17 protein-coding genes and 1 pseudogene are annotated in these 18,952 nt (G+C 67.5%); 5 read left to right on the top strand and 13 right to left on the bottom strand.

The window, feature by feature from the left end:
- The first annotated feature begins 1 nt into the window (after position 1).
- Both cysD and cysN read left to right on the top strand, forming a co-directional pair.
- A complete protein-coding gene (cysD, locus tag ACFPN1_RS06370; RefSeq protein ID WP_386753892.1) occupies positions 2-970 on the top strand; it encodes a sulfate adenylyltransferase subunit CysD in 969 nt (322 codons plus the stop codon).
- Positions 971-1,142: 172 nt separating this feature from the next.
- Positions 1,143-3,029, top strand: coding sequence for a sulfate adenylyltransferase subunit CysN (gene cysN, locus ACFPN1_RS06365; protein WP_386753890.1), 1,887 nt, complete (start codon positions 1,143-1,145; stop codon positions 3,027-3,029).
- Between the two features lie 67 nt (positions 3,030-3,096).
- On the opposite strand, the gene ACFPN1_RS06360 is transcribed toward cysN, so the two are convergent.
- Both ACFPN1_RS06360 and ACFPN1_RS06355 read right to left on the bottom strand, forming a co-directional pair.
- A complete protein-coding gene (locus ACFPN1_RS06360; protein ID WP_386753889.1) occupies positions 3,097-3,357 on the bottom strand; it encodes a GlsB/YeaQ/YmgE family stress response membrane protein in 261 nt (86 codons plus the stop codon).
- A 157-nt stretch (positions 3,358-3,514) separates the two neighbouring features.
- Positions 3,515-5,005, bottom strand: a complete 1,491-nt coding sequence (locus tag ACFPN1_RS06355) for a M20 family metallopeptidase (protein ID WP_386753888.1) — start codon at positions 5,003-5,005, stop codon at positions 3,515-3,517.
- Positions 5,006-5,239: 234 nt separating this feature from the next.
- Between ACFPN1_RS06355 and ACFPN1_RS06350 the strand changes: the two genes are divergently transcribed.
- The gene (locus tag ACFPN1_RS06350; protein ID WP_386753886.1) at positions 5,240-5,575 is read left to right on the top strand and encodes a ComEA family DNA-binding protein; all 336 of its coding nucleotides are present in this window, start codon (positions 5,240-5,242) and stop codon (positions 5,573-5,575) included.
- 181 nt (positions 5,576-5,756) lie between these two features.
- Positions 5,757-6,371 carry a HutD/Ves family protein gene (locus tag ACFPN1_RS06345; RefSeq protein WP_386753884.1) on the top strand — a complete coding sequence of 205 codons (615 nt, stop codon included), beginning with the start codon at positions 5,757-5,759 and terminating at the stop codon, positions 6,369-6,371.
- Between the two features lie 57 nt (positions 6,372-6,428).
- Here ACFPN1_RS06345 and ACFPN1_RS06340 read toward each other — a convergent pair whose 3' ends face one another.
- The 11 genes from ACFPN1_RS06340 to ACFPN1_RS06290 all read right to left on the bottom strand — a co-directional run bounded on the left by ACFPN1_RS06340 (position 6,429) and on the right by ACFPN1_RS06290 (position 17,543).
- Positions 6,429-7,085, bottom strand: coding sequence for a PepSY-associated TM helix domain-containing protein (locus ACFPN1_RS06340; protein WP_386753882.1), 657 nt, complete (start codon positions 7,083-7,085; stop codon positions 6,429-6,431).
- Positions 7,086-7,099: 14 nt separating this feature from the next.
- Complete coding sequence (locus tag ACFPN1_RS06335) at positions 7,100-7,780, bottom strand: Fe2+-dependent dioxygenase (protein WP_386753880.1); 681 nt, start codon at positions 7,778-7,780, stop codon at positions 7,100-7,102.
- 64 nt (positions 7,781-7,844) lie between these two features.
- A complete protein-coding gene (locus ACFPN1_RS06330; protein ID WP_386753879.1) occupies positions 7,845-9,992 on the bottom strand; it encodes a TonB-dependent receptor in 2,148 nt (715 codons plus the stop codon).
- 96 nt (positions 9,993-10,088) lie between these two features.
- On the bottom strand, positions 10,089-10,412 hold the full coding sequence (locus ACFPN1_RS06325; RefSeq protein ID WP_386753877.1) for a non-heme iron oxygenase ferredoxin subunit: 324 nt from the start codon (positions 10,410-10,412) through the stop codon (positions 10,089-10,091).
- 1 nt (position 10,413) lies between these two features.
- Entirely contained in the window at positions 10,414-10,962 is a 549-nt protein-coding gene (locus ACFPN1_RS06320; protein WP_386753875.1) for a GNAT family N-acetyltransferase, read from the bottom strand.
- The gene (locus ACFPN1_RS06315; RefSeq protein WP_386753873.1) at positions 10,959-11,216 is read right to left on the bottom strand and encodes a hypothetical protein; all 258 of its coding nucleotides are present in this window, start codon (positions 11,214-11,216) and stop codon (positions 10,959-10,961) included. The genes ACFPN1_RS06320 and ACFPN1_RS06315 overlap by 4 nt, the downstream gene beginning before the upstream one ends.
- Before the next feature lie 127 nt (positions 11,217-11,343).
- Positions 11,344-12,579: a cysteine desulfurase gene (locus ACFPN1_RS06310; protein WP_386753871.1), complete on the bottom strand. Its 1,236-nt coding sequence runs from the start codon at positions 12,577-12,579 to the stop codon at positions 11,344-11,346.
- Complete coding sequence (sufD, locus tag ACFPN1_RS06305; protein ID WP_386753869.1) at positions 12,576-13,871, bottom strand: Fe-S cluster assembly protein SufD; 1,296 nt, start codon at positions 13,869-13,871, stop codon at positions 12,576-12,578. Before sufD ends, ACFPN1_RS06310 begins: the two co-directional genes overlap by 4 nt.
- Positions 13,872-14,610: 739 nt before the next feature.
- Positions 14,611-15,375, bottom strand: a complete 765-nt coding sequence (gene sufC, locus ACFPN1_RS06300) for a Fe-S cluster assembly ATPase SufC (RefSeq protein WP_386753867.1) — start codon at positions 15,373-15,375, stop codon at positions 14,611-14,613.
- 134 nt (positions 15,376-15,509) lie between these two features.
- Positions 15,510-16,988 (bottom strand): Fe-S cluster assembly protein SufB, encoded by a 1,479-nt coding sequence (gene sufB, locus ACFPN1_RS06295; RefSeq protein ID WP_386753866.1) that lies wholly within the window; start codon positions 16,986-16,988, stop codon positions 15,510-15,512.
- Positions 16,989-17,048: 60 nt separating this feature from the next.
- Positions 17,049-17,543, bottom strand: a complete 495-nt coding sequence (locus ACFPN1_RS06290) for an SUF system Fe-S cluster assembly regulator (RefSeq protein ID WP_386753865.1) — start codon at positions 17,541-17,543, stop codon at positions 17,049-17,051.
- A gap of 707 nt (positions 17,544-18,250) precedes the next feature.
- On the opposite strand from ACFPN1_RS06290, the pseudogene ACFPN1_RS06285 reads away from it, so the two are divergent.
- Positions 18,251-18,712, top strand: a pseudogene (locus tag ACFPN1_RS06285) (SET domain-containing protein); the annotation flags it as partial.
- Between the last annotated feature and the right edge of the window lie 240 nt (positions 18,713-18,952).

Raw genomic sequence — 18,952 nt, 5'->3', positions numbered from 1 at the left:
GATGTCCCTGCCTTCACCGAACCCCTCCGTTCTGAACGCTCCCTCCCTGAGCCCGCTCGCCGACAGCAGGGCCACTCTCAGCCATCTCGATCGCCTGGAGGCCGAGAGCATCCACGTCCTGCGCGAAGTCGCGGCCAGCTTCCGCAATCCGGTGATGCTGTATTCGATCGGCAAGGACAGTTCGGTGCTGCTGCACCTGCTGGGCAAGGCCTTCGCGCCTGGCAAGCCGCCGATTCCGCTGCTGCACGTCGATACCGGCTGGAAGTTCCGCGAGATGATCGCGTTCCGCGATCGCCGCGCCGCGGAAATGGGCATCACGCTGCACGTGCACACCAACCCCGAGGGCATCGCCCAGGGCATCGGCCCGATCACCCACGGTGCGACCGTGCACACCGACGTGATGAAGACGCAGGGGCTGAAGCAGGCGCTGGACCGGTTCGGCTTCGATGCGGCGATCGGCGGCGCGCGTCGCGACGAGGAGAAGTCGCGCGCCAAGGAGCGCATCTTTTCGTTCCGTACCGCGCAGCATCGCTGGGATCCCAAGCACCAGCGCCCGGAGCTGTGGCAGCTCTACAACACCCGCATCCACAAGGGCGAGTCGGTCCGCGTGTTCCCGATCTCGAACTGGACCGAGCTCGACGTGTGGCTCTACATCTACCGCGAGAAGATCCCGGTGCCGTCGCTGTATTTCGCCGCGCCGCGCCCGGTGGTCGAGCGCGACGGCGCGCTGATCATGGTCGACGACGAACGCCTGCCGCTGCGCGAAGGCGAACGGCCGGCGCTGAAGCAGGTGCGCTTCCGCACGCTGGGCTGCTATCCGCTGACGGGCGCGATCGAATCCGATGCGGACACGCTGGAGAAGATCATCGCCGAGATGCTGGTGGCGACCACGTCCGAGCGCCAGGGTCGCGTGATCGACCACGATCCGTCCGCGTCGATGGAGAAGAAGAAGCAGGAGGGGTATTTCTGATGAGGCCGGCAGCCTGCATGCATTTCAGCTTTTGTTTTTGCCCGTCATTCCCGCGGCTTTTCACGGACGAATGTCTGGTCAAGCAGGAATCCGGTGTCTTTCGTTCCGCGCCGGGTGACGCAAAAGCAAAGTCATTGGATTCCCGCTTACGCGGGAATGACGGGCAACAAGCATGACCGCCGTGAACGACACCGCCGCCGCGGCCGTCGCCGCGTACCTGCACCAGCACGAAACCAAGGGCCTGCTGCGCTTCATCACCTGCGGCAGCGTCGACGACGGCAAGAGCACGCTGATCGGCCGCCTGCTGCACGACACCCGCGGGCTGTTCGACGACCAGCTCGCGGCGCTCGATCGCGACAGCCGGCGCCACGGCACGCAGGGCGCTGACATCGACTACGCGCTGCTGCTCGACGGCCTGGCCGCCGAGCGCGAGCAGGGCATCACCATCGACGTCGCCTACCGCTTCTTCAGCACGGAGAAGCGCAAGTTCATCGTCGCCGATTGTCCCGGTCACGAGCAGTACACACGCAACATGGCCACCGGCGCCTCCACCGCGGACGTCGCCGTGGTGCTGGTGGATGCGCGCAAGGGGTTGCTGGCGCAGACGCGACGCCACAGCTACATCGTCTCGCTGCTGGGCATCCGCGATGTCGTGCTGGCGGTGAACAAGATGGACCTGGTCGGCTACGACCAGGCCGTGTTCGACGACATCGTGGCCGGTTACCGCGAACTCGCCGCGCAGCTGGGCATCGACCGCGTCACCGCGATCCCGCTGTCGGCGCTCAAGGGCGACAACCTGCTGGCGCCGTCCGCGAATACGCCGTGGTACCGCGGCGAGAGCCTGCTGCAGTACCTGGAAACCGTCGTGCCGGCAGGACGCGGCGCCGACATCGGCTTCCGCCTGCCGGTGCAGTGGGTGAATCGTCCCAACCAGGATTTCCGCGGGTTCGCCGGCACGATCGCGGCCGGAGCGGTGCAGCCCGGCGACGAAGTCGTCGCGCTGCCCTCGGGACGCCGTTCGCGCATCGCGCGCGTGATCGCCCCGCACGGCGATGTCGAAATCGCCGTCGCCGGGCAGGCCGTCACGCTCACGCTCGCCGACGAACTCGACATCAGCCGCGGCGACGTGATCGCCGCCGCGCAACAGCCGCCGCAGGTCGCCGACCAGTTCGCCGCGCACGTGCTGTGGATGGACGAGCAGCGCCTGCTGCCGGGGCGGCCGTACTGGCTCAAGATCGGCACGCGCACGGTCAGTGCCAGCGTCACCGAGATCAAGCACAAGGTCGACGTCAACACGCAGGAGCAGCTCGCCGCCAAGCACCTGGAGCTCAACGAGGTCGGCTACTGCAACCTCTACCTGGACCATGCGATCGCGTTCGAGTCGTATGCCGACAACCGCGAGCTCGGCGGCTTCATCCTCATCGATCGCCAGACCAACGCCACGGTGGCGGCCGGCGCCATCGACTTCGCGCTGCGCCGCGCCGGCAACATCCACTGGCAGCACGTCGACGTCGACAAGGCCGCGCGCGCGCGCAGCAAGGCGCAGATGCCGCGCTGCGTGTGGTTCACCGGCCTGTCCGGCTCGGGCAAGTCGACGGTCGCCAACCTGGTGGAGAAGCGCCTGCACGCGATGGGCCACCACTGCTACATCCTCGACGGCGACAACGTGCGCCACGGACTCAACAAGGACCTGGGCTTCACCGACGAGGACCGCGTGGAGAACATCCGCCGCGTGGCCGAAGTGGCGAAACTGATGGTGGACGCGGGCCTGATCGTGCTGGTGAGCTTCATCTCGCCGTTCCGCGCGGAGCGGCGCATGGCGCGCGAGCTGTTCGAGCCGGGCGAGTTCGTGGAAGTCTTCGTCGACACGCCGCTGGCGGTCGCCGAATCGCGCGACGTCAAGGGTCTGTATGCGAAGGCGCGCGCGGGCAAGATCCCGAACTTCACCGGCATCGATTCGCCTTACGAAGCTCCCGAACACGCCGAACTGGTGCTCGATACCCTGGGCGAATCGCCCGAGGCGCTCGCGCAGCAGGTGATCGCGCGCCTGCTCGACTGAACTGCGGCAGGAACGTCCAACAAAAAACCCCGGCGATCGCCGGGGTTTTTCGTTCCGATCCGCGTCGTCAGGCGGTCTTGACCGTCTTCTTGCGGATGGCTTCGTAGATGAAGAGCAGGATGATCGCGGCAACGATCGCGCAGACCCAGACCATGACCGGGCCGGTCAGGTTGAGCATGGCCGCAAGGCGGCTGCCCACCAGAGCGCCGGCGATGCCGAGCAGGATGGTGAGGATCCAGCCCATCGGGTCGGCGCCGGGCTTGAAGAAACGGGCCAGGATGCCGATGACCGCGCCGCCGATGATGTAACCAATGACGCCTTCGAACATGGAGGTGCTCCTGTTGAAATCGCTGGTTGGTGTGGGGCGCGGCCATCCTATTCAGCGGCCGGGGGCGCGGCACGCTGCGGTGCAACGCGGCTGCGCACGCGCCCCGGAACGAAAAAGCCCGGCCGGAGCCGGGCTTTTTCGCGATGCACGCGGTCGATCAGCAGCAACCGTGGTCGCCGTGGTGTTCGCCGCCGGCCACGGCCGCCACGCCGCGGGTCTCGCCGCGCTGGCTCGCCAGGTGGTGTTCGGCGATGACGCGCGACACGCACGATGTGACGCGCTTGCCCATCGGGATGTGCAGGAACTCGTTCGGGCCATGCGCGTTCGAGTGCGGGCCGAGCACGCCGGTGATCATGAACTGCGCGCCGGGGAACTTCTCGCCGAGCATGCCCATGAAGGGAATCGTGCCGCCTTCGCCCATGTACATCGCGGGCTGGCCGAAGAACTCGCGGCTCGCGGTGTCGATGGCATTCGACAGCCAGGATGACATCGCCGGCGCATTCCAGCCGGTGCTGGCCTTTTCCAGTTCGAGCGTGACCGTCGCGCCGTTGGGCGGGTTGGCTTCCAGCGCCTGCTTCAGCAGCTCGCCGGCCTTCTTGCCGTCGAGCGTGGGCGGCAGGCGCAGCGACAGCTTCACCGAGGTGAAAGGACGCAGCACGTTGCCGGCCGACGACAACGGCGGCATGCCGTCCACGCCGGTCACCGACAGCGCCGGGCGCCAGGTGCGGTTGAGCACCAGCTCGTTCAACTCGTCCGCCATCGGCTTCAGGCCAGGCAGCAGCGGGAACTTGTCGAACACCGCGGTATCGAGCACGCGCGCGGCTTCCTTTGCCTGCTCCAGGCGTTCGGCCGGGATTTCCACGTGCAGGCCGTCGAGAGTGATGCGGCCGGTCTTCTCGTCTTCGATGCGCGAGAGCAGCTGGCGCAGCAGGCGGAAGCTCGACGGCACGATGCCCGAGGCATCGCCCGAATGCACGCCTTCCTCCAGCACCTTCACGGTGAAGTTGCCGCCGGCGAGGCCGCGCAGCGAGGTGGTGCACCACAGTTGTTCGTAATTGCCGCAACCCGAGTCCAGGCACACGACCAGCGACGGCTTGCCGATGCGGTCGGCGAGATGATCGACGTAGGCGGGCAGGTCGTAGCTGCCGGATTCCTCGCAGGCTTCGATCAGCACCACGCAGCGCGAGTGCGGCACGCCCTGCTGCTGCAGCGCCATGATCGCGGCGAGCGAGCCGAAGATCGCGTAACCGTCGTCGGCGCCGCCGCGACCGTACAGGCGGTCGCCCTTGATCACCGGCTTCCAGGGGCCCAGGTCCTCGTCCCAGCCCGTCATCTCGGGCTGCTTGTCGAGGTGGCCGTACAGGATCACGCAGTCCTCGTCGCTGCCGCCGTTCGCGGCGGGAATCTCGATGAAGATCAGCGGCGTGCGGCCTTCCAGGCGCACGACCTCGAGCACCATGCCGGGGATGTCCTGCGCGCGGGCCCACTTCTCCATCAGCGCGACCGCGGCGTCCATGTAGCCGTTCTTCACCCAGTCGGCGTCGAACATCGGCGACTTGTTGGGGATGCGGATGTATTCGACGAGTTGCGGAACGATTTCATCGTCCCACTTGGCGGACACGAACTGCTCGATCTTGCGGATATCCATCGGGGCTTTCCGGCTTGCGGACCTTTCGCGGGAAAAGCCCGGGTGGGTTTGGAGGGGCGGGCAGTTTAGCGCAGGTGGGATTTTTCCCACTTACACGGCGGGATTTCCCTACCGCCGGCCGCGTTTTGCGCCGATAGGCCGGGGCCGGGTCGATCGGGAGACTGTGCCCACCGGTCGCCACCGGCCGGATCACGGATTGCCCAACACGGACCGCACACACCAAAGGAGCACCACATGAGCAAGTTCGTCACCCTGCTGCAGGCCCTCGTCCTCTCGCTGCTGCTGGCCGGCAGCGCCTACGCCGCCGAGAAGGTCAACATCAACACCGCCGATGCCGCCACCATCGACCGCGTGCTGCTCAACATCGGCAAGAGCAAGGCCGAGGCGATCGTGGCCTACCGCAAGGCCAACGGGGCCTTCCGGAGCGCCGAGCAGCTGACCCTGGTCAAGGGCATCGGCCTGAAGACCGTGGAAAAGAACCGCGATCGCATCGTCATCACCGGCGGCGCACCGGCACCCGCGCGCAAGCCCGCCACGCCGGCCGCCCGCCCCGCGACGGCGAAGCGCTGAAGCCCCCGAGACTGGGCAGGGAACGCCCCGAGGACGTCAGACCCGCTCTGGACATGGATGTGTCGCCCGGCCACGAACGGAATCGTGGCCGGGCGAATTCCGCTCACGTCGGCTTGCCGCCGCGCATCGCTCGCGAAGGCCGCGTGGCCGACAGGCCGGATCACGACCGTTAGACTGGGGCATGGTCGAGTCCGCCCTTATCCGCCGCTCCTGGGTCATCCCCGCGAACGAATACCGCCGCGAACGCTGGCGCAACCAGATGGGCTGGACGCGCGAGATCTACAAGGCGCCCGAAGAGGGCGAATGGGACTGGCGGCTGTCGATCGCCGAGATCGAACGCGATTCGGCGTTCTCGTCGTTCCCGGGCATCGACCGGGAACTGGTGCTGCTGTCGGGCAATGGCCTGCGCCTGCGCTTCGACGAGGGCGAAGTCCATGAGCTGGCGCCGCCGCATTCCCGCCTGCGCTTTGCCGGCGAACGCGCCGTGACCGGGGAACTGGTCGACGGGCCGACGCACGATTTCAACCTGATGTGGCGGCGCGATCGCGTCCAGGCCGAACTCTGGCACCGCCCGCTGGTGGGGCCGATGGTGCTGTTCGCCGAAGCCGGCCATACCTGGGCCGCGCACCTGCTGGCCGGGCGCGCGCGTTTCGCCGACGACTCCGGGCTGCCCGCGCTGGAGGCGGGCGATACCGCGATCCTGCAGGCCGGCGCCGAGCGCCTGCGCCATGTGATCGAAGGCGGTGGGGAGTTGTTGCTGGTCCGCGTCAATCCGCTGGTACCCGCCGCGCAGTAACGTGCCGCATCGGGTTACAGAGGCGGCGACAGATGCGACGGAATGCAGTCGCGTCGTTTACAGCAGTGCCGGCCCCAGCACGAGCGCGAGCACGGCCACCGAGACGCCGAGCACGCTGACCAGCATCTGTCGCGGCGTGCGGCCGCGCGCCCACATCCAGACGCCCGACAGGCCCAGCAGCAGCATGCCGATGGCGAAACTGTCGGCCAGCACGCTCCAGGCCCAGCCGCCGCCGACGCCCTTGTGCAGCCGGTTGACCGCCGCGAGCAGCGTATGCGAACTGCGCTTGAGTTCCGCGGTCTCGCTGCCCGGGGTGTACTCGAGCGACCACGATTCGCTGGCGGTGCCGCCGCTCAGATTCCACCTGGGCTGCTGCCCTTCCTTGCCCGCCTTGCCTTCCTTGCCGCCGGGAGATCCCTTGCGGATCACCTGCGCATCGAGACCCCGCGACTGGCGCAGCCACAGCGACAGTTCTTCCGGCGAGCGACGCGCCGTTGCGGGAATCTGCAGCGATGCGCGACCGGCTTCCCTGCTGTCGCCCTGGTGCCAGGCGCTGTCGCCGAAGCGGTGGTTCATCACCAGTCCGGAGAAGCCGTAGAGGATCGCGGCCAGTGCGCCCCAGGCGCCGATCCACAGGTGGATCTGGCGCACGAAGCGATAGGTCACATTGCTGCGGCGGCGCGCGGCGACGTCGTTGAGGGTGGTGGTGTTCATGTGTCCGGAGGTGCTCAGGTATCGGCCCAACGCCGCAGGAGGTTGTGATAGACGCCGGTGAGTTGCACGGCGGCCGGGGAGTCCGGCAGGTCGCGGTGGACCTGCTGCACGGCGCGATCGAGGTCGTAGAGCAGGGTGCGCTGTCCGTCATCGCGGACCATGCTCTGGATCCAGAAGAACGATGCCACGCGCGCACCGCGCGTCACCGGCCGCACCAGGTGCAGGCTCGAGGCCGGATAGAGCACGAGGTGACCCGCGGGCAACTTGACCTGGTGCAGGCCGTAGGTGTCCTCGATCACCAGTTCGCCGCCGTCGTATTCGTCCGGCGCGCTGAGGAACAACGTCGCCGAAAGATCCGTGCGGATCCGGTGCGGCGTGCCGCGCACGTGGCGGATCGCGTTGTCGACATGGCTGCCGAACGATTCGCCGCCTTCGTAGCGGTTGAACAGCGGCGGAAACACCTTGAGTGGCAGCGCCGCCGAAACGAACAACGGACTGCGCTGCAGCGCCGCCAGGATCATCTCGCCCAGTTGCTGCGCCACCGGCGAATCTTCCGGCAACTGCTGGTTGTGTTTGGCCTGCGCGGACTGGTAGCCGGCGGTGATGCGCCCGTCCGCCCAGTCCGCCCGGTCCAGCGCCTGGCGGAACTGCGACACCTGTTCGGCGCTGAGGACATCGGGTACTTGCAGCAGCATGGAACCTCCAGAAAGACGGGCAGCCCGGCGTTGCGCGGACTGCCCGAGACGTTCAAGGCTTCGCTCAGAAGCTGAAGTCGGCGCTGAGCATGAAGGTGCGTTCGGCGCCCGGCAGGTAATGGCCGCCGCCGACGCGGTCGACGTATTCCCTGTTGGCCAGGTTGTAGCCGTTCAACCGCAGCGCGAGCATGTTGTTGACGCGGTAGCCGATCATCGCATCGACCGTGGTGTAGCCGTCGGCCTTGCGCTCCTCGCGGTTGTTGGTCCAGCGCTCGCCGACGTACTGCACGCCGAGTCCGGCTTCCAGCGCTTCGGTGAAGGCATAGGTCGTCCACAGGCTCGCGCTGTGGCGCGGCGTGTTGCCCAGCTCGTTGCCCGGCGCTTCGCGGCTGTCGCTGGTTTTCACCAGTTCGCCGTCGAGCCACGCGTAGCCGCCGGTCACCGTCCATTTCCGGGTAATGCGGCCGGCAAAGCCGACCTCGAAACCGTCGACGCGCTGCTCGCCGGTCAGCGTCATCACATCCGGATTGTCCGGATCCGGCGTGCGCGCATTGGTCTTCTCGGTGCGGAAGACGGCGGAGGTCAGGGTGAGGTGGTTGTCGAAGAGGTTCCACTTGGTGCCCAGTTCGAGGGTGCGGCTCTTCTCGGGCTCGAGATCGACCAGCGCGGCACTGAGGCTCAGGCCTTCGGCAGACGGATTGAACGAGGTGCCGTAAGCGGCATAGACGCTGCCGTTCTCGACCGGCTTGAACACGGCGCCGATGCGGCCGCTAAGCACTTCGTCGGTGCGCGAACGCGTCACCCAGGCGGCGGTGTCGTCGTCGTAGTCGAGCGCGTCCACCGCAAAACGATCCCAGCGCAGCCCGCCCGAGAGTTCCCAGTGGTCGCCGAGCGTCAGCGTGTCGAACACATAGGCCGCGGCCGAATCGGCCTCGGTCATGACCGTGCCCAGCGGATCGCGGATCAGGAGCACGAACGTGCCGTGCGGATCGGGATCGAACAGATCGGCCGGCGACGTGGGAGTCACGGCCGCGATCGCCGGATCTTCGATGCGCGCGTGGTTCTTCGACTTCTCGTGGCTCAGCTCCACGCCGGCCACGAGGTCATGCTTCACCGCGCCCGTGGTGAAGCCGGCCGTCAGGTTGGTCGCGTTGGCGAGGATGCTGTCGCGGCTGTCGCGGGTCTTCGGAGCGGAGCGATTGATGCTGGTGCCGTCGTTGCTCGCGAAGCGCGGCGCGGTGATGACCGAGTCGCGCGTGGCGACGCCCCAGCGGGTGGTGTTCTGCAGCTTCAGCGAATCGCTGAAGGCATGCTCGATCGACACCGTGGCCATATCGGTGCGGGTTTTCTCGTAGTCGCGCTCGAGGATGCCGTACCAGTTGCCGCGATCCACGGGCGCCACGTCGTTGCGACTGTCCGGCAACGCGTTGTTGGTGCCGGGCACCCACGGCTGGCCGTAGTCGGGCACGTTGTCCTGCTCGAGGTGGAACAGGCTGAAGTTGACGACGGTGTCGGTGCCCAGGCCGTAGGCGAGCGTGGGCGCGATGCCCCAGCGCTGGTTCTCGACGTGGTCGCGTCCGTTGACGTCGCTGTCGTGGCCCATCAGGTTGACGCGGAAGGCGCTCGTTTCGCCGAGTGCATGGTTGAAGTCGCCGGTGACGCGGCTCAGGCTGTCGTCGCCGACGCTCACGCCGACGTTGTTGAAGCTGTCCAGGCGCGCGGTCTTGCTCGCCAGGTTGATCGAACCGCCGGTGGAGCCGCGACCGGTCTGCGTGGAAGCGGGCCCCTTCACCACTTCGATCTGCTCGAGGTTGAACGGATCGCGCGAGTAGCCACCGAAGTCGCGGATGCCGTCGACGAACAGATCGGTGCGTGCGCTGAAGCCGCGCAGGCTCAGGTTGTCGCCGGCGGGAACGCCGCCTTCGCCCGCCTGCATGCTGATGCCGGGCACGTTGCGGAGCGCGTCACGCAGCGTGGCGACGCCCTGTTCCTGCATCAGCTCGGCCGGAACGATGGTCACCGTCTGCGGAGTGTCGAGCAGCGGTTGGGTGAACTTGGGGGAGGAGGGTTTCTGGGTGCGTTCGCCCCGGACGTGCACGGCGTCCAGGTCAGTGGCGCCCGCGGAAGCCTCGTAAGCCTGCGCGGGCTGCGCGACGGCGAGGGCAAGGGCGGCGGCCAGCGGAGCGGTGGCCGGAATCTTCCTGTTGATCATGGTTCTCGCAGATGGGCGTGCGGCATCGCGCCGCGGCGGCACGCATCTTAGTGAGAACGGCTCGCAAATGCAAATGATTCGCGTTTGGAGGATGACTCAGTCGCGGTCGTCGCGCGTCCAGATGCCGGTTTCGTCGACCCGCACCGGGAACTTCACCACCGGCTCGTAGGCCGGTGCGCACAGCGGTCGCCCGTCGCGCACGTCGAACTTGGCGCCGTGCAGGGCGCATTCGATCGTGGCTTCCTCGCCATCGAAATGGCCCGCCGACAGTTCGAAGTCCTCGTGCGAGCACTTGTCTTCCATGGCGTAGAAGTCGCCGTCGTAGTTCACCACCAGGATTGCGGTGTCGCCGTCCCAGGCCACCGTGGTTTCCCCGGGCAGCAGTTGCGAAGTCGCGCAGACGAAAACCCAGTCACCCATGTCAGAGCGCCTTTTCCAGGACTTCGAAGCGCAGGTCGTCGCGCTTGGGAATGCCGAAGCGCTCGTCGCCATAGGGAAATGCCTTCTTGATCCCGGTGCGGCGATAGCCGCGGCGCTCGTAGAAGGCGATCAGCTCGTCGCGGATGTCGATCACGGTCATGCGCATGGCCGGCACCTTCCATTCGTCGCGTGCGACGCGCTCGGCCTCGGCGAGCACGGCCTTGCCGATGCCCGCACCCTGCAGGTTGGGACGCACCGAGAACATGCCGAAGTAGCCGGCGCCGTCTTCCACGGCCACGTGGGCGCAGGCGAGCAGTTCGACCGGGCCATTCTCTGACGCGCGCTCGGCGACCAGGATCCGGCTCTCCGGACGGGCGATGCAGGCCTGGATGTCGTCGGCGCCGGTGCGGCGGCCGTCGAGCATGTCGGCTTCCGTGGTCCAGCCCTGCTTGCTGGCATCGCCGCGATAGGCGGATTCGACCAGCGCGATCAGCGCGTCGGTGTCGGCGTGGGTGGCGCTGCGGAATTTCAATGCGGTCTCGTGGTTCATGCGAACAGTCGGGAGAAGTAGGGGAGCAGCATCAGCACCAGCAGCAGGCACATCAGCGGGATGGCGATCAGGAGGATGAACCGTACCGCCTTGCCTGCGCGTCCCTGCAGGGCTTCGGCGCGGTCATTGATGCGCTCGATGCGGCCCAGCTGTTGCTGGTACATCGCCTGGTATTCCCGCTGCAGCGCGATGGCTTCGCGCTGGTTGTCGCGGATCTCGCGCAGGAGGGCGAGCAGTTCGGATTCGTCGGCCATGTCGCGGTGCGGGGCTGGTTGGGTGAAGCAAGCGTAGGGCGGGCCCCGGCCCGCCACAATGGCCGCCACCAGACCACGGCCGCATCGCCGCGACGATCGCCGCCGCAACAATGGGCCATGGCCCACCCTACGCCAGCAGCTTGCGCACCTTGCGCAACGCCGCGACGAAGGCTTCGACTTCCTCGTGCGTGTTGTAGAACGCGAACGAGGCCCGGCAGGTGGCCGGAACGCCCAGGTGATGCATCAACGGATGGGCGCAATGGTGGCCGGAGCGGATCGCGACGCCTTCCAGATCGAGCAACGTGGCCAGGTCATGCGCATGCGCGCCTTCGACCAGGAAGCTGATCACCGCCGCCTTCTCCTTCGCGCGGCCGAAGATGCGCAGGCCCTCGACCTTGTCCAGTTCCTCGGTCGCATGGCGCAGCAGTTCCTGCTCGCGCGCCTCCACGTGGGCCATGCCCAGCGACGACAGGTAGTCGACCGCGGCGCCGAGTCCGATGAAGCCGGCGATGTTGGGCGTGCCGGCCTCGAACTTGTGTGGCGCATCGTTGAACACGGTGCCCTCGAAGCGCACCTCCTTGATCATCTCGCCGCCGCCGATGAAGGGCGGCATCGCGACCAGGTGCTCGCGGCGCGCCCACAACGCGCCGGTGCCGGTCGGTCCGCACATCTTGTGGCCGGTGAAGGCGTAGAAGTCGCAGCCGATCGCCGCGATGTCGACCGGACGGTGCGGCGCGGCCTGCGAGCCGTCGACCGCGGTGACGATGCCGCGCCGGCGCGCCTCGCGGCAGATCTCACGCACCGGATTGACCGTGCCGAGCACGTTGGACACGTGCGCCAGCGAGAGGATCTTCACGTCGGGCGTGAGTTGCGCGTACAGCGATTCCAGGTCGAGTTCGCCGGCCGCATCGATGTCGGCGACCTTGATCCTCGCACCCGTGCGCTCGGCGACCAGCTGCCACGGCACGATGTTGGCGTGGTGTTCCATGCGGGTGAGCAGGATCGCATCGCCGGGTTGCAGGCGCGGCAGCGCCCACGAATACGCGACCAGGTTCAGCGCGAAGGTGGTACCGCTGCACAACACCAGTTCGTCTGCGCGCACGTTGAAGAACGATGCCAGTTTGCGACGCGCCCCTTCGTAGGCATCGGTGGCCTCGGTGCCCAGCGTGTGCACGGCGCGGCTGACGTTGGCGTTGTGGTGGCGGTAGAAGTCGTCGACCGAGTCGATCACGCTCGCCGGCTTCTGCCCGGTATTGGCCGAGTCGAGGTAGACCAGCGGCTTGCCGTGCACTTCGCGCGTGAGCAGCGGGAAGTCGGCGCGGACGCGGGCCCAGTCGAGGGTGGATTGCGGCGATGCGTTCATGCGGCCTCCAGGCCGGCCAGTGCGGCATCGAGCCGCGCGGTGAGCGATGCCCGCAGCGGCGCGTCTTCGATCAGATCGAGCGTCTCGCGGCAGAACGCCGCCGTCAGCAGCGCGCGCGCCTGCGCTTCGGGAATGCCGCGGCTGCGCAGATAGAACAGCGCGGTCGCGTCGAGCTGGCCGACCGCGGCGCCGTGCGCGGCCTGCACCTCGTCGGCGTGGATCTCCAGCACGGGTTGCGTGTCGATTTCCGCGCCCGCCGACAGCAGCAGGTTCTTGTTCGACAGCGAGGCGATGCTGCCGTCGGCACCTTCGCGGATGGTGATGCCGCCGTGGAAGGCGGCCTTCGCACGTCCGGCGCCCAGGCCGCGCCACAGCAGTTCGCAACGCGTGTCGCGGGCGACGTGGTCGATGCCCAGGCGCGTGTCGAGATGGCGCTTGCCGTCGGCGAGCAGCACGCCGTTGGCGAGCACCTGCGCGCCTTCGCCCTGCAATTCGGCGTTGAGTTCATGGCGCGACAGCGCACCGCCGAGTTCGAGGTCGAGCCGCCGGTAGGCCGCGCTGCGTGCCAGCACGGCATCGGTGCGCGCGACCAGCGAGGCGCCCGCCGCTTCGTCCTGGACGCGCACATGCGTCAGTCGCGAACGCCTGGCCAGGTGCACGTGCGTGAAGTGGTTGGCGAAGTGCGTGTTGGCGTCGGCGGCGAGGTGGTGCTCGACCACTGTCAGTTCCGCATCGCCGCGCAGTTCGATCAGGTGGCGCGAATGCGAAGCCAGGTCGCGTTCGGCGGCCGCACCGACGAAGACCAGATGGATGGGCAGCGGCGCCGCCGCGCCTTCCTGCGCGCGCAGGATCACGCCGTCGTCGGCCAGCGCGGCATTGAGGCGGGCGAAGACTTCGTCGGCGCGATCGAAACGGCGCGCCAGGAAGTTCACTTCGCGCACGGTGCCGGTCAGCAGCGCCTGCGACAACGGTTGCAGGGTCACGCCGGTCGGGAGACCGGCCAGGTCGCTGTGTGCGGCGTCGAAGCGGCCGTTGACGAACACGATCCGCGGCGCGGGGATGCCGGCCAGCAGCGTCGGATCCAGCACCGCCGGCACCGCGGCGGCCGGCGTGAAGCTGCGACGCTCGAACGCGCGCAGCGGGGTGTACTTCCAGCGCTCGCTGCGCGGCCCGGGCAGGCCGTCCTGCAACGCGGCGGCGAGGGCATCGCGGCGGGCATCGCCGAGGCCTGCGGCATCGCGCGCCGGCAGCGCGTCGAAGGCGGAGGCGAAGGAGTCGAGAAGGGCGCTCATGGCTGCCCTCCGTGCTGCTCCAGCCCCCGCATCGGCCCGTGTTGCTTGAGCCCCCACATCGTCATCCCCGCGAAAGCGGGGATCCAGCGCCTTTGCTGTTGTGTTCGGAGGTGGAAGCGCAACGTCACTGGGTTCCCGCTTTCGCGGGAACGACGAGCAAAAGCGACGGGCGCCGCGCTCCCGCCTTCGCGGGAACGAAGAGCAAAAGCGAAAGGCGCCGCGCTCCCGCCTTCGCGGGAACGAAAGGCAAGGGCGGAAGGCACGCCCCGGGGTGGCATCAGCCCCCGCGTCGTCATCCCCGCGAAAGCGGGGATCCAGCGCCTTTGCTGTTGTGTTCGCGGGCGGAAGAACAAAGTCACTGGGTTCCCGCTTTCGCGGGAACGACGAGCAAAAGCGACGGGCGCCGCGCTCGCGCCTTCGCGGGAAGGACGAGCAAAGGCGAAAGGCGCCGCGCTCCCGCCTTCGCGGGAACGAAGAGCAAAGGCGAAAGGCGCCGCGCTCCCGCCTTCGCGGGAACGAAAGGCAAGGGCGGAAGGCACGCCCCGGGGTGGCATCAGCCCCCGCGTCGTCATCCCCGCGAAAGCGGGGATCCAGCGCCTTTGCTGTTGTGTTCGCGGGCGGAAGAACAAAGTCACTGGGTTCCCGCTTTCGCGGGCGCGGGAACGACGAGCAAAGCCGACGGGCGCCGCGCTCCCGCCTTCGCGGGAACGACGGCCAAAAGCCGTGCGTGCGCTGGCCATCACGCCGACGCCTCCGGCGCGATCCGCTCCCGGATCCACGCATAGCCATGCTCTTCCAGCTGCAGCGCCAGTTCCGGTCCACCCGTCTCGACGATGCGGCCGTCAGCGAGCACATGCACCACGTCCGGCTTGATGTAGTCGAGCAGGCGCTGGTAGTGGGTGACCACGAGGAACGCGCGTTCGGCCGAACGCAGCGCGTTGACGCCTTCGGCGACGTTCTTCAGCGCGTCGATGTCGAGGCCGCTGTCGGTCTCGTCGAGGATCGCGAGCCTGGGTTCGAGCAGGGCCAGCTGGAAGATCTCGTTGCGCTTCTTCTCGCCGCCGCTGAAGCCCTCGTTGACCGCGCGCTGCAGCAGATCGTCCTTGAGGTGCAGCACCGCCAGCTTCTCGCGCACCTTCTTCAGGAACTGCATCGAGTCCAGCTCGCTTTCGCCGCGCGCCTTGCGCTGCGCGTTGAGCGCGGCGCGCAGGAAGTAGGTGTTGTTCACGCCGGGGATCTCGACCGGGTACTGGAAGGCGAGGAACACGCCGGTGACGGCGCGTTCTTCCGGCTCGAGCGCCAGGAGGTCCTTGCCTTCGAAGGTCACCGAGCCTTCGGTCACCTCGTAACCCTCGCGACCGGCGAGCACGTTGCCCAGCGTGGACTTGCCCGCACCGTTGGGACCCATGATCGCGTGCACTTCGCCCGCGCGGACTTCGAGCGAGAGGCCCTTGAGGATGTCCTTGCCGGCGACGCGGACGTGGAGGTTTTCGATCTTCAGCATGTGGGTTCTCTGTGAAATTCTGTTGCCGTCCATGGCGGGACATATGGGCTTCGGAGAGCCCGGCCCGGCCATCCATTGGCCGGGCGTTCGCAGGCGCAGCCGATGCCGATAGGGCATCGGCCAAGCGCGCCTGCTCACCCGACGGATCCTTCCAGGCTCACTTCCAGCAACTTCTTCGCTTCCACCGCGAACTCCATCGGCAGCTCGCGGAACACGCTCTTGCAGAAGCCGTCGACGATCATCGACACCGCGTCTTCCTCGCTGATGCCGCGCGAGCGGCAATAGAACAGCTGGTCGTCGCTGATCTTCGACGTGGTCGCCTCGTGCTCCACCGTTGCCGTCGGGTGCTTCACCTCGATGTACGGGAAGGTGTGCGCGCCGCACTTCTTGCCGATCAGCAGCGAGTCGCACTGGGTGTGGTTGCGCGCGCCCTCGGCGTTCTTCTCCACGCGCACCAGGCCGCGATACGAGTTCTGCCCGCGGCCGGCGCTGATGCCCTTGCTGACGATCTTCGACTTGGTGCGCTTGCCGATGTGGATCATCTTGGTGCCGGTGTCGGCCTGCTGGCGGTGGTGGGTCAGCGCGACGGAGTGGAATTCGCCCACCGAGTCGTCGCCCAGCAGCACGCAGGACGGGTATTTCCAGGTGATCGCCGAACCCGTTTCCACCTGCGTCCAGGTGATCTTTGAGCGCGCGCCGCGGCACTCGCCGCGCTTGGTCACGAAGTTGTAGATGCCGCCGACGCCGTTCTCGTCGCCCGGATACCAGTTCTGCACCGTCGAATACTTGATCTCGGCGTCTTCCAGCGCGACCAGCTCGACCACCGCCGCGTGCAGCTGGTTCTCGTCGCGCATCGGCGCGGTGCAGCCTTCCAGGTAGGAGACGTAGGCCTTCTCCTCGCACACGATCAGGGTGCGCTCGAACTGGCCGGTCTCGCTGGCGTTGATGCGGAAGTAGGTGCTCAGCTCCATCGGGCAGCGCACGCCCTTGGGGATGAACACGAACGAACCGTCGGAGAACACCGCCGAATTCAGCGCGGCGAAGTAGTTGTCGCCGGTCGGCACGACGCTGCCGAGGTACTTCTGCACGAGCTCGGGATACTCGCGGATCGCTTCCGACATCGAGCAGAAGATCACGCCCTTCTCGGCCAGTTCCTTGCGGAAGGTGGTGCCGACCGAAACGGAGTCGAACACCGCGTCCACCGCGACGCCGGCCAGCTTGGCGCGCTCGTGCAGCGGCACGCCGAGTTTTTCGTAGGTGTCGAGCAGTTCCTTGGGCACTTCGTCCAGCGACTTGTACTTCGGGCCCTTCGGCGCGGAGTAGTAGCTGATCGCCTGGAAGTCGATCGGCGCGATGTCGAGCTTCGCCCAGTGCGGCGGGGTCATGGTCAGCCAGTGGCGATAGGCCTTCAGGCGCCAGTCCGTCATCCACTCGGGCTCGTTCTTGCGCGCGGAAATGGCGCGGATCACGTCCTCGTCGAGGCCCGGCGGCAACGATTCGGATTCGATCGCGGTGACGAAGCCGGCTTCGTACTTGCGGCCGAGCTGCTCGCGGATTTCGCGATTGGCTTCTTCGGTCGGGACGGCCTGGTTGTCGATGAGTTCGGTGGCCATGGGGGCTGCCTGGTTGGAGCGAGGAGTGAGTGGGAAGGAGTGAGAAAAGAGGGGTTGGCCCTAACTCGTTTCTCGCTCCTCTTCACTCTCCACTGCCGTCAGGCGCAGGTCGATGCGCCTGGCGGGATTGGGGGAGGGCGGGGGCGGAGCCAGCATCTGCGCGAGGGTGATGCCGCGCAGGGCGTCGATGACCACGTCGTTGATGCGGTTCCAGTTGGCGCGCACGCCGCAGGACTGCTCGATGCCGCAGTTGCCGGCGTGGACGCTGCACTCGGTCATGCCCAGCGGACCTTCCAGGGCTTCCACGATTTCGATCAGGCCGATCGCCTCGGCCGCCCGGGCCAGCCGGTAGCCACCGTTGGCGCCCCGGGTGGCGGCGACCAGTCCGGCCTGGGCCAGCGGCTTGAGCACCTTGGCGACGGTTGGCGTCTCCAGTCCCGCCCGTTCAGCCAGCTCCGACGCGCTCAGCACGGCCTCGGACGCGCCCCTCTGGTGGGCGGCGAGCACGGTCATGACCACGGTGGCGTAGTCGGTGAGCTTGGCGACGCGGAGCATGCGGGGGATACGGGTGAATTCGTACTGGAATTGTACGGATTTGCGCCCCTCGGGTCGAGCGGCGGCAGGGAAGGCGTGGGGCGGGCTCAAGCCCGCCACCCATCGCCCGGATCCCGCCCCCAGCCCATCGGGTCACGACGACCGCCGGAATCCCGATCCGAAACCACCGCCGACCCGGCCGCGAGCCCCCGCGGGCCGACCGCGCTACGCCCACGACCCGACAGCGGTCCCCGCAAGGCCGACCGCGAAGCACCTACGACCCGACTGCGAGACACCGCAGACCCGACTGCGAGACACCGCAGACCCGACCGCGGTACACGCGAAGCCGACCGCGACCCACCGCAGGCCGACCGCAGTACCCCGAAGCCCCGACCGCGCGGCACCAGCAGGCCGACTGCAGTACCTGCAGCACCCGACCGAGGTACACCCGGCCCCCGACCGCGGTACCCCGCAAGCCGATCGCGAGGCACCGCGGGCCGACTGCGGTACACCGCAGCCCCTACTGCGCAGCACCAAAGCCCCAACCGCGAAAGACCGCAGCCCCACCGCGAAACACCACCGCCTGCGCCGCGGGCGCCACATTCCGGTCGCAAGAATTGGCCCGGCGCGCGCGTCCGATCTTCGCGCGCCCATGCCAACCATGACGGCATCCTCGCTTTTCGCGCACAATCGCCGCCTTTCGCCATTCCCTTCGCACCGGACCCTGCATGCCACGCAAGATCGCCACCCGCCGTTCCACCATCCACGGCAACGGCATGTTCGCCGTCGCTCCGATCAAGAAGGGCGAACGCCTCATCGAATACAAGGGCCTGCGCCGCACCCACCAGGAGGTGGACGAAGGCGACACCGGCGACGTGGAGTCGGGCCACACCTTCCTGTTCACGCTCAACGACGACTACGTGATCGACGCGAATTACGAGGGCAACTCGGCGCGCTGGATCAACCACAGCTGCGATCCCAACTGCGAAGCGGTGCTGGAGGAGTACGAAGGCGACGACCGCCGCAAGGATCGCGTGTTCATCGAGGCGATCCGCAACATCAAGCCGGGCGAGGAGCTGTCGTACAACTACGGCATCCGCCTGGACGAACCGCACACCGCCAAGCTGAAGAAGATCTGGGAATGCCGCTGCGGCTCGCCCAAGTGCACGGGCACCATGCTCCAGCCAAAGAACGACAAGTCGGAAAAGAAGCAGAAAAACGACAAGAAGAAAAAGAAGAGCACGGCGAAGAAGGGCTGATCGCGCCCTTCACCTGCCGGCGCCGGGTTCGCCCCGGCGCTTCTTTTTTGCGGCTTTTGCGCGCCCGGGCCGCTTTCCGCCGTCGTCGTCAGGTGGGCGCGCGCATTCAATCGCCGCGCGTGAACGACGCGCCGATGCGCGACATAGGCAATTGGTTGGCATGACTTCCGT

Origin of the sequence: Lysobacter yangpyeongensis (assembly GCF_042655745.1) — a bacterium.
GTDB classification, from domain to species: domain Bacteria; phylum Pseudomonadota; class Gammaproteobacteria; order Xanthomonadales; family Xanthomonadaceae; genus Agrilutibacter; species Agrilutibacter yangpyeongensis.
This window is presented reverse-complemented; position numbering and strand designations above follow the sequence as displayed.

Coding starts and splice junctions, on each gene's coding strand:
- ACFPN1_RS06350 (WP_386753886.1), top strand. CDS start 5,240: ATGAGCAAGTTCGTCACCCTGCTGCAGGCCCTCGTCCTCTCGCTGCTG.
- ACFPN1_RS06310 (WP_386753871.1), bottom strand. CDS start 12,579: ATGAACGCATCGCCGCAATCCACCCTCGACTGGGCCCGCGTCCGCGCC.
- cysN (WP_386753890.1), top strand. CDS start 1,143: ATGACCGCCGTGAACGACACCGCCGCCGCGGCCGTCGCCGCGTACCTG.
- sufC (WP_386753867.1), bottom strand. CDS start 15,375: ATGCTGAAGATCGAAAACCTCCACGTCCGCGTCGCCGGCAAGGACATC.
- cysD (WP_386753892.1), top strand. CDS start 2: ATGTCCCTGCCTTCACCGAACCCCTCCGTTCTGAACGCTCCCTCCCTG.
- ACFPN1_RS06340 (WP_386753882.1), bottom strand. CDS start 7,085: ATGAACACCACCACCCTCAACGACGTCGCCGCGCGCCGCCGCAGCAAT.
- ACFPN1_RS06345 (WP_386753884.1), top strand. CDS start 5,757: ATGGTCGAGTCCGCCCTTATCCGCCGCTCCTGGGTCATCCCCGCGAAC.
- ACFPN1_RS06330 (WP_386753879.1), bottom strand. CDS start 9,992: ATGATCAACAGGAAGATTCCGGCCACCGCTCCGCTGGCCGCCGCCCTT.
- ACFPN1_RS06290 (WP_386753865.1), bottom strand. CDS start 17,543: ATGCTCCGCGTCGCCAAGCTCACCGACTACGCCACCGTGGTCATGACC.
- ACFPN1_RS06315 (WP_386753873.1), bottom strand. CDS start 11,216: ATGGCCGACGAATCCGAACTGCTCGCCCTCCTGCGCGAGATCCGCGAC.
- ACFPN1_RS06360 (WP_386753889.1), bottom strand. CDS start 3,357: ATGTTCGAAGGCGTCATTGGTTACATCATCGGCGGCGCGGTCATCGGC.
- sufB (WP_386753866.1), bottom strand. CDS start 16,988: ATGGCCACCGAACTCATCGACAACCAGGCCGTCCCGACCGAAGAAGCC.
- ACFPN1_RS06320 (WP_386753875.1), bottom strand. CDS start 10,962: ATGAACCACGAGACCGCATTGAAATTCCGCAGCGCCACCCACGCCGAC.
- ACFPN1_RS06355 (WP_386753888.1), bottom strand. CDS start 5,005: ATGGATATCCGCAAGATCGAGCAGTTCGTGTCCGCCAAGTGGGACGAT.
- ACFPN1_RS06325 (WP_386753877.1), bottom strand. CDS start 10,412: ATGGGTGACTGGGTTTTCGTCTGCGCGACTTCGCAACTGCTGCCCGGG.
- ACFPN1_RS06335 (WP_386753880.1), bottom strand. CDS start 7,780: ATGCTGCTGCAAGTACCCGATGTCCTCAGCGCCGAACAGGTGTCGCAG.
- sufD (WP_386753869.1), bottom strand. CDS start 13,871: ATGAGCGCCCTTCTCGACTCCTTCGCCTCCGCCTTCGACGCGCTGCCG.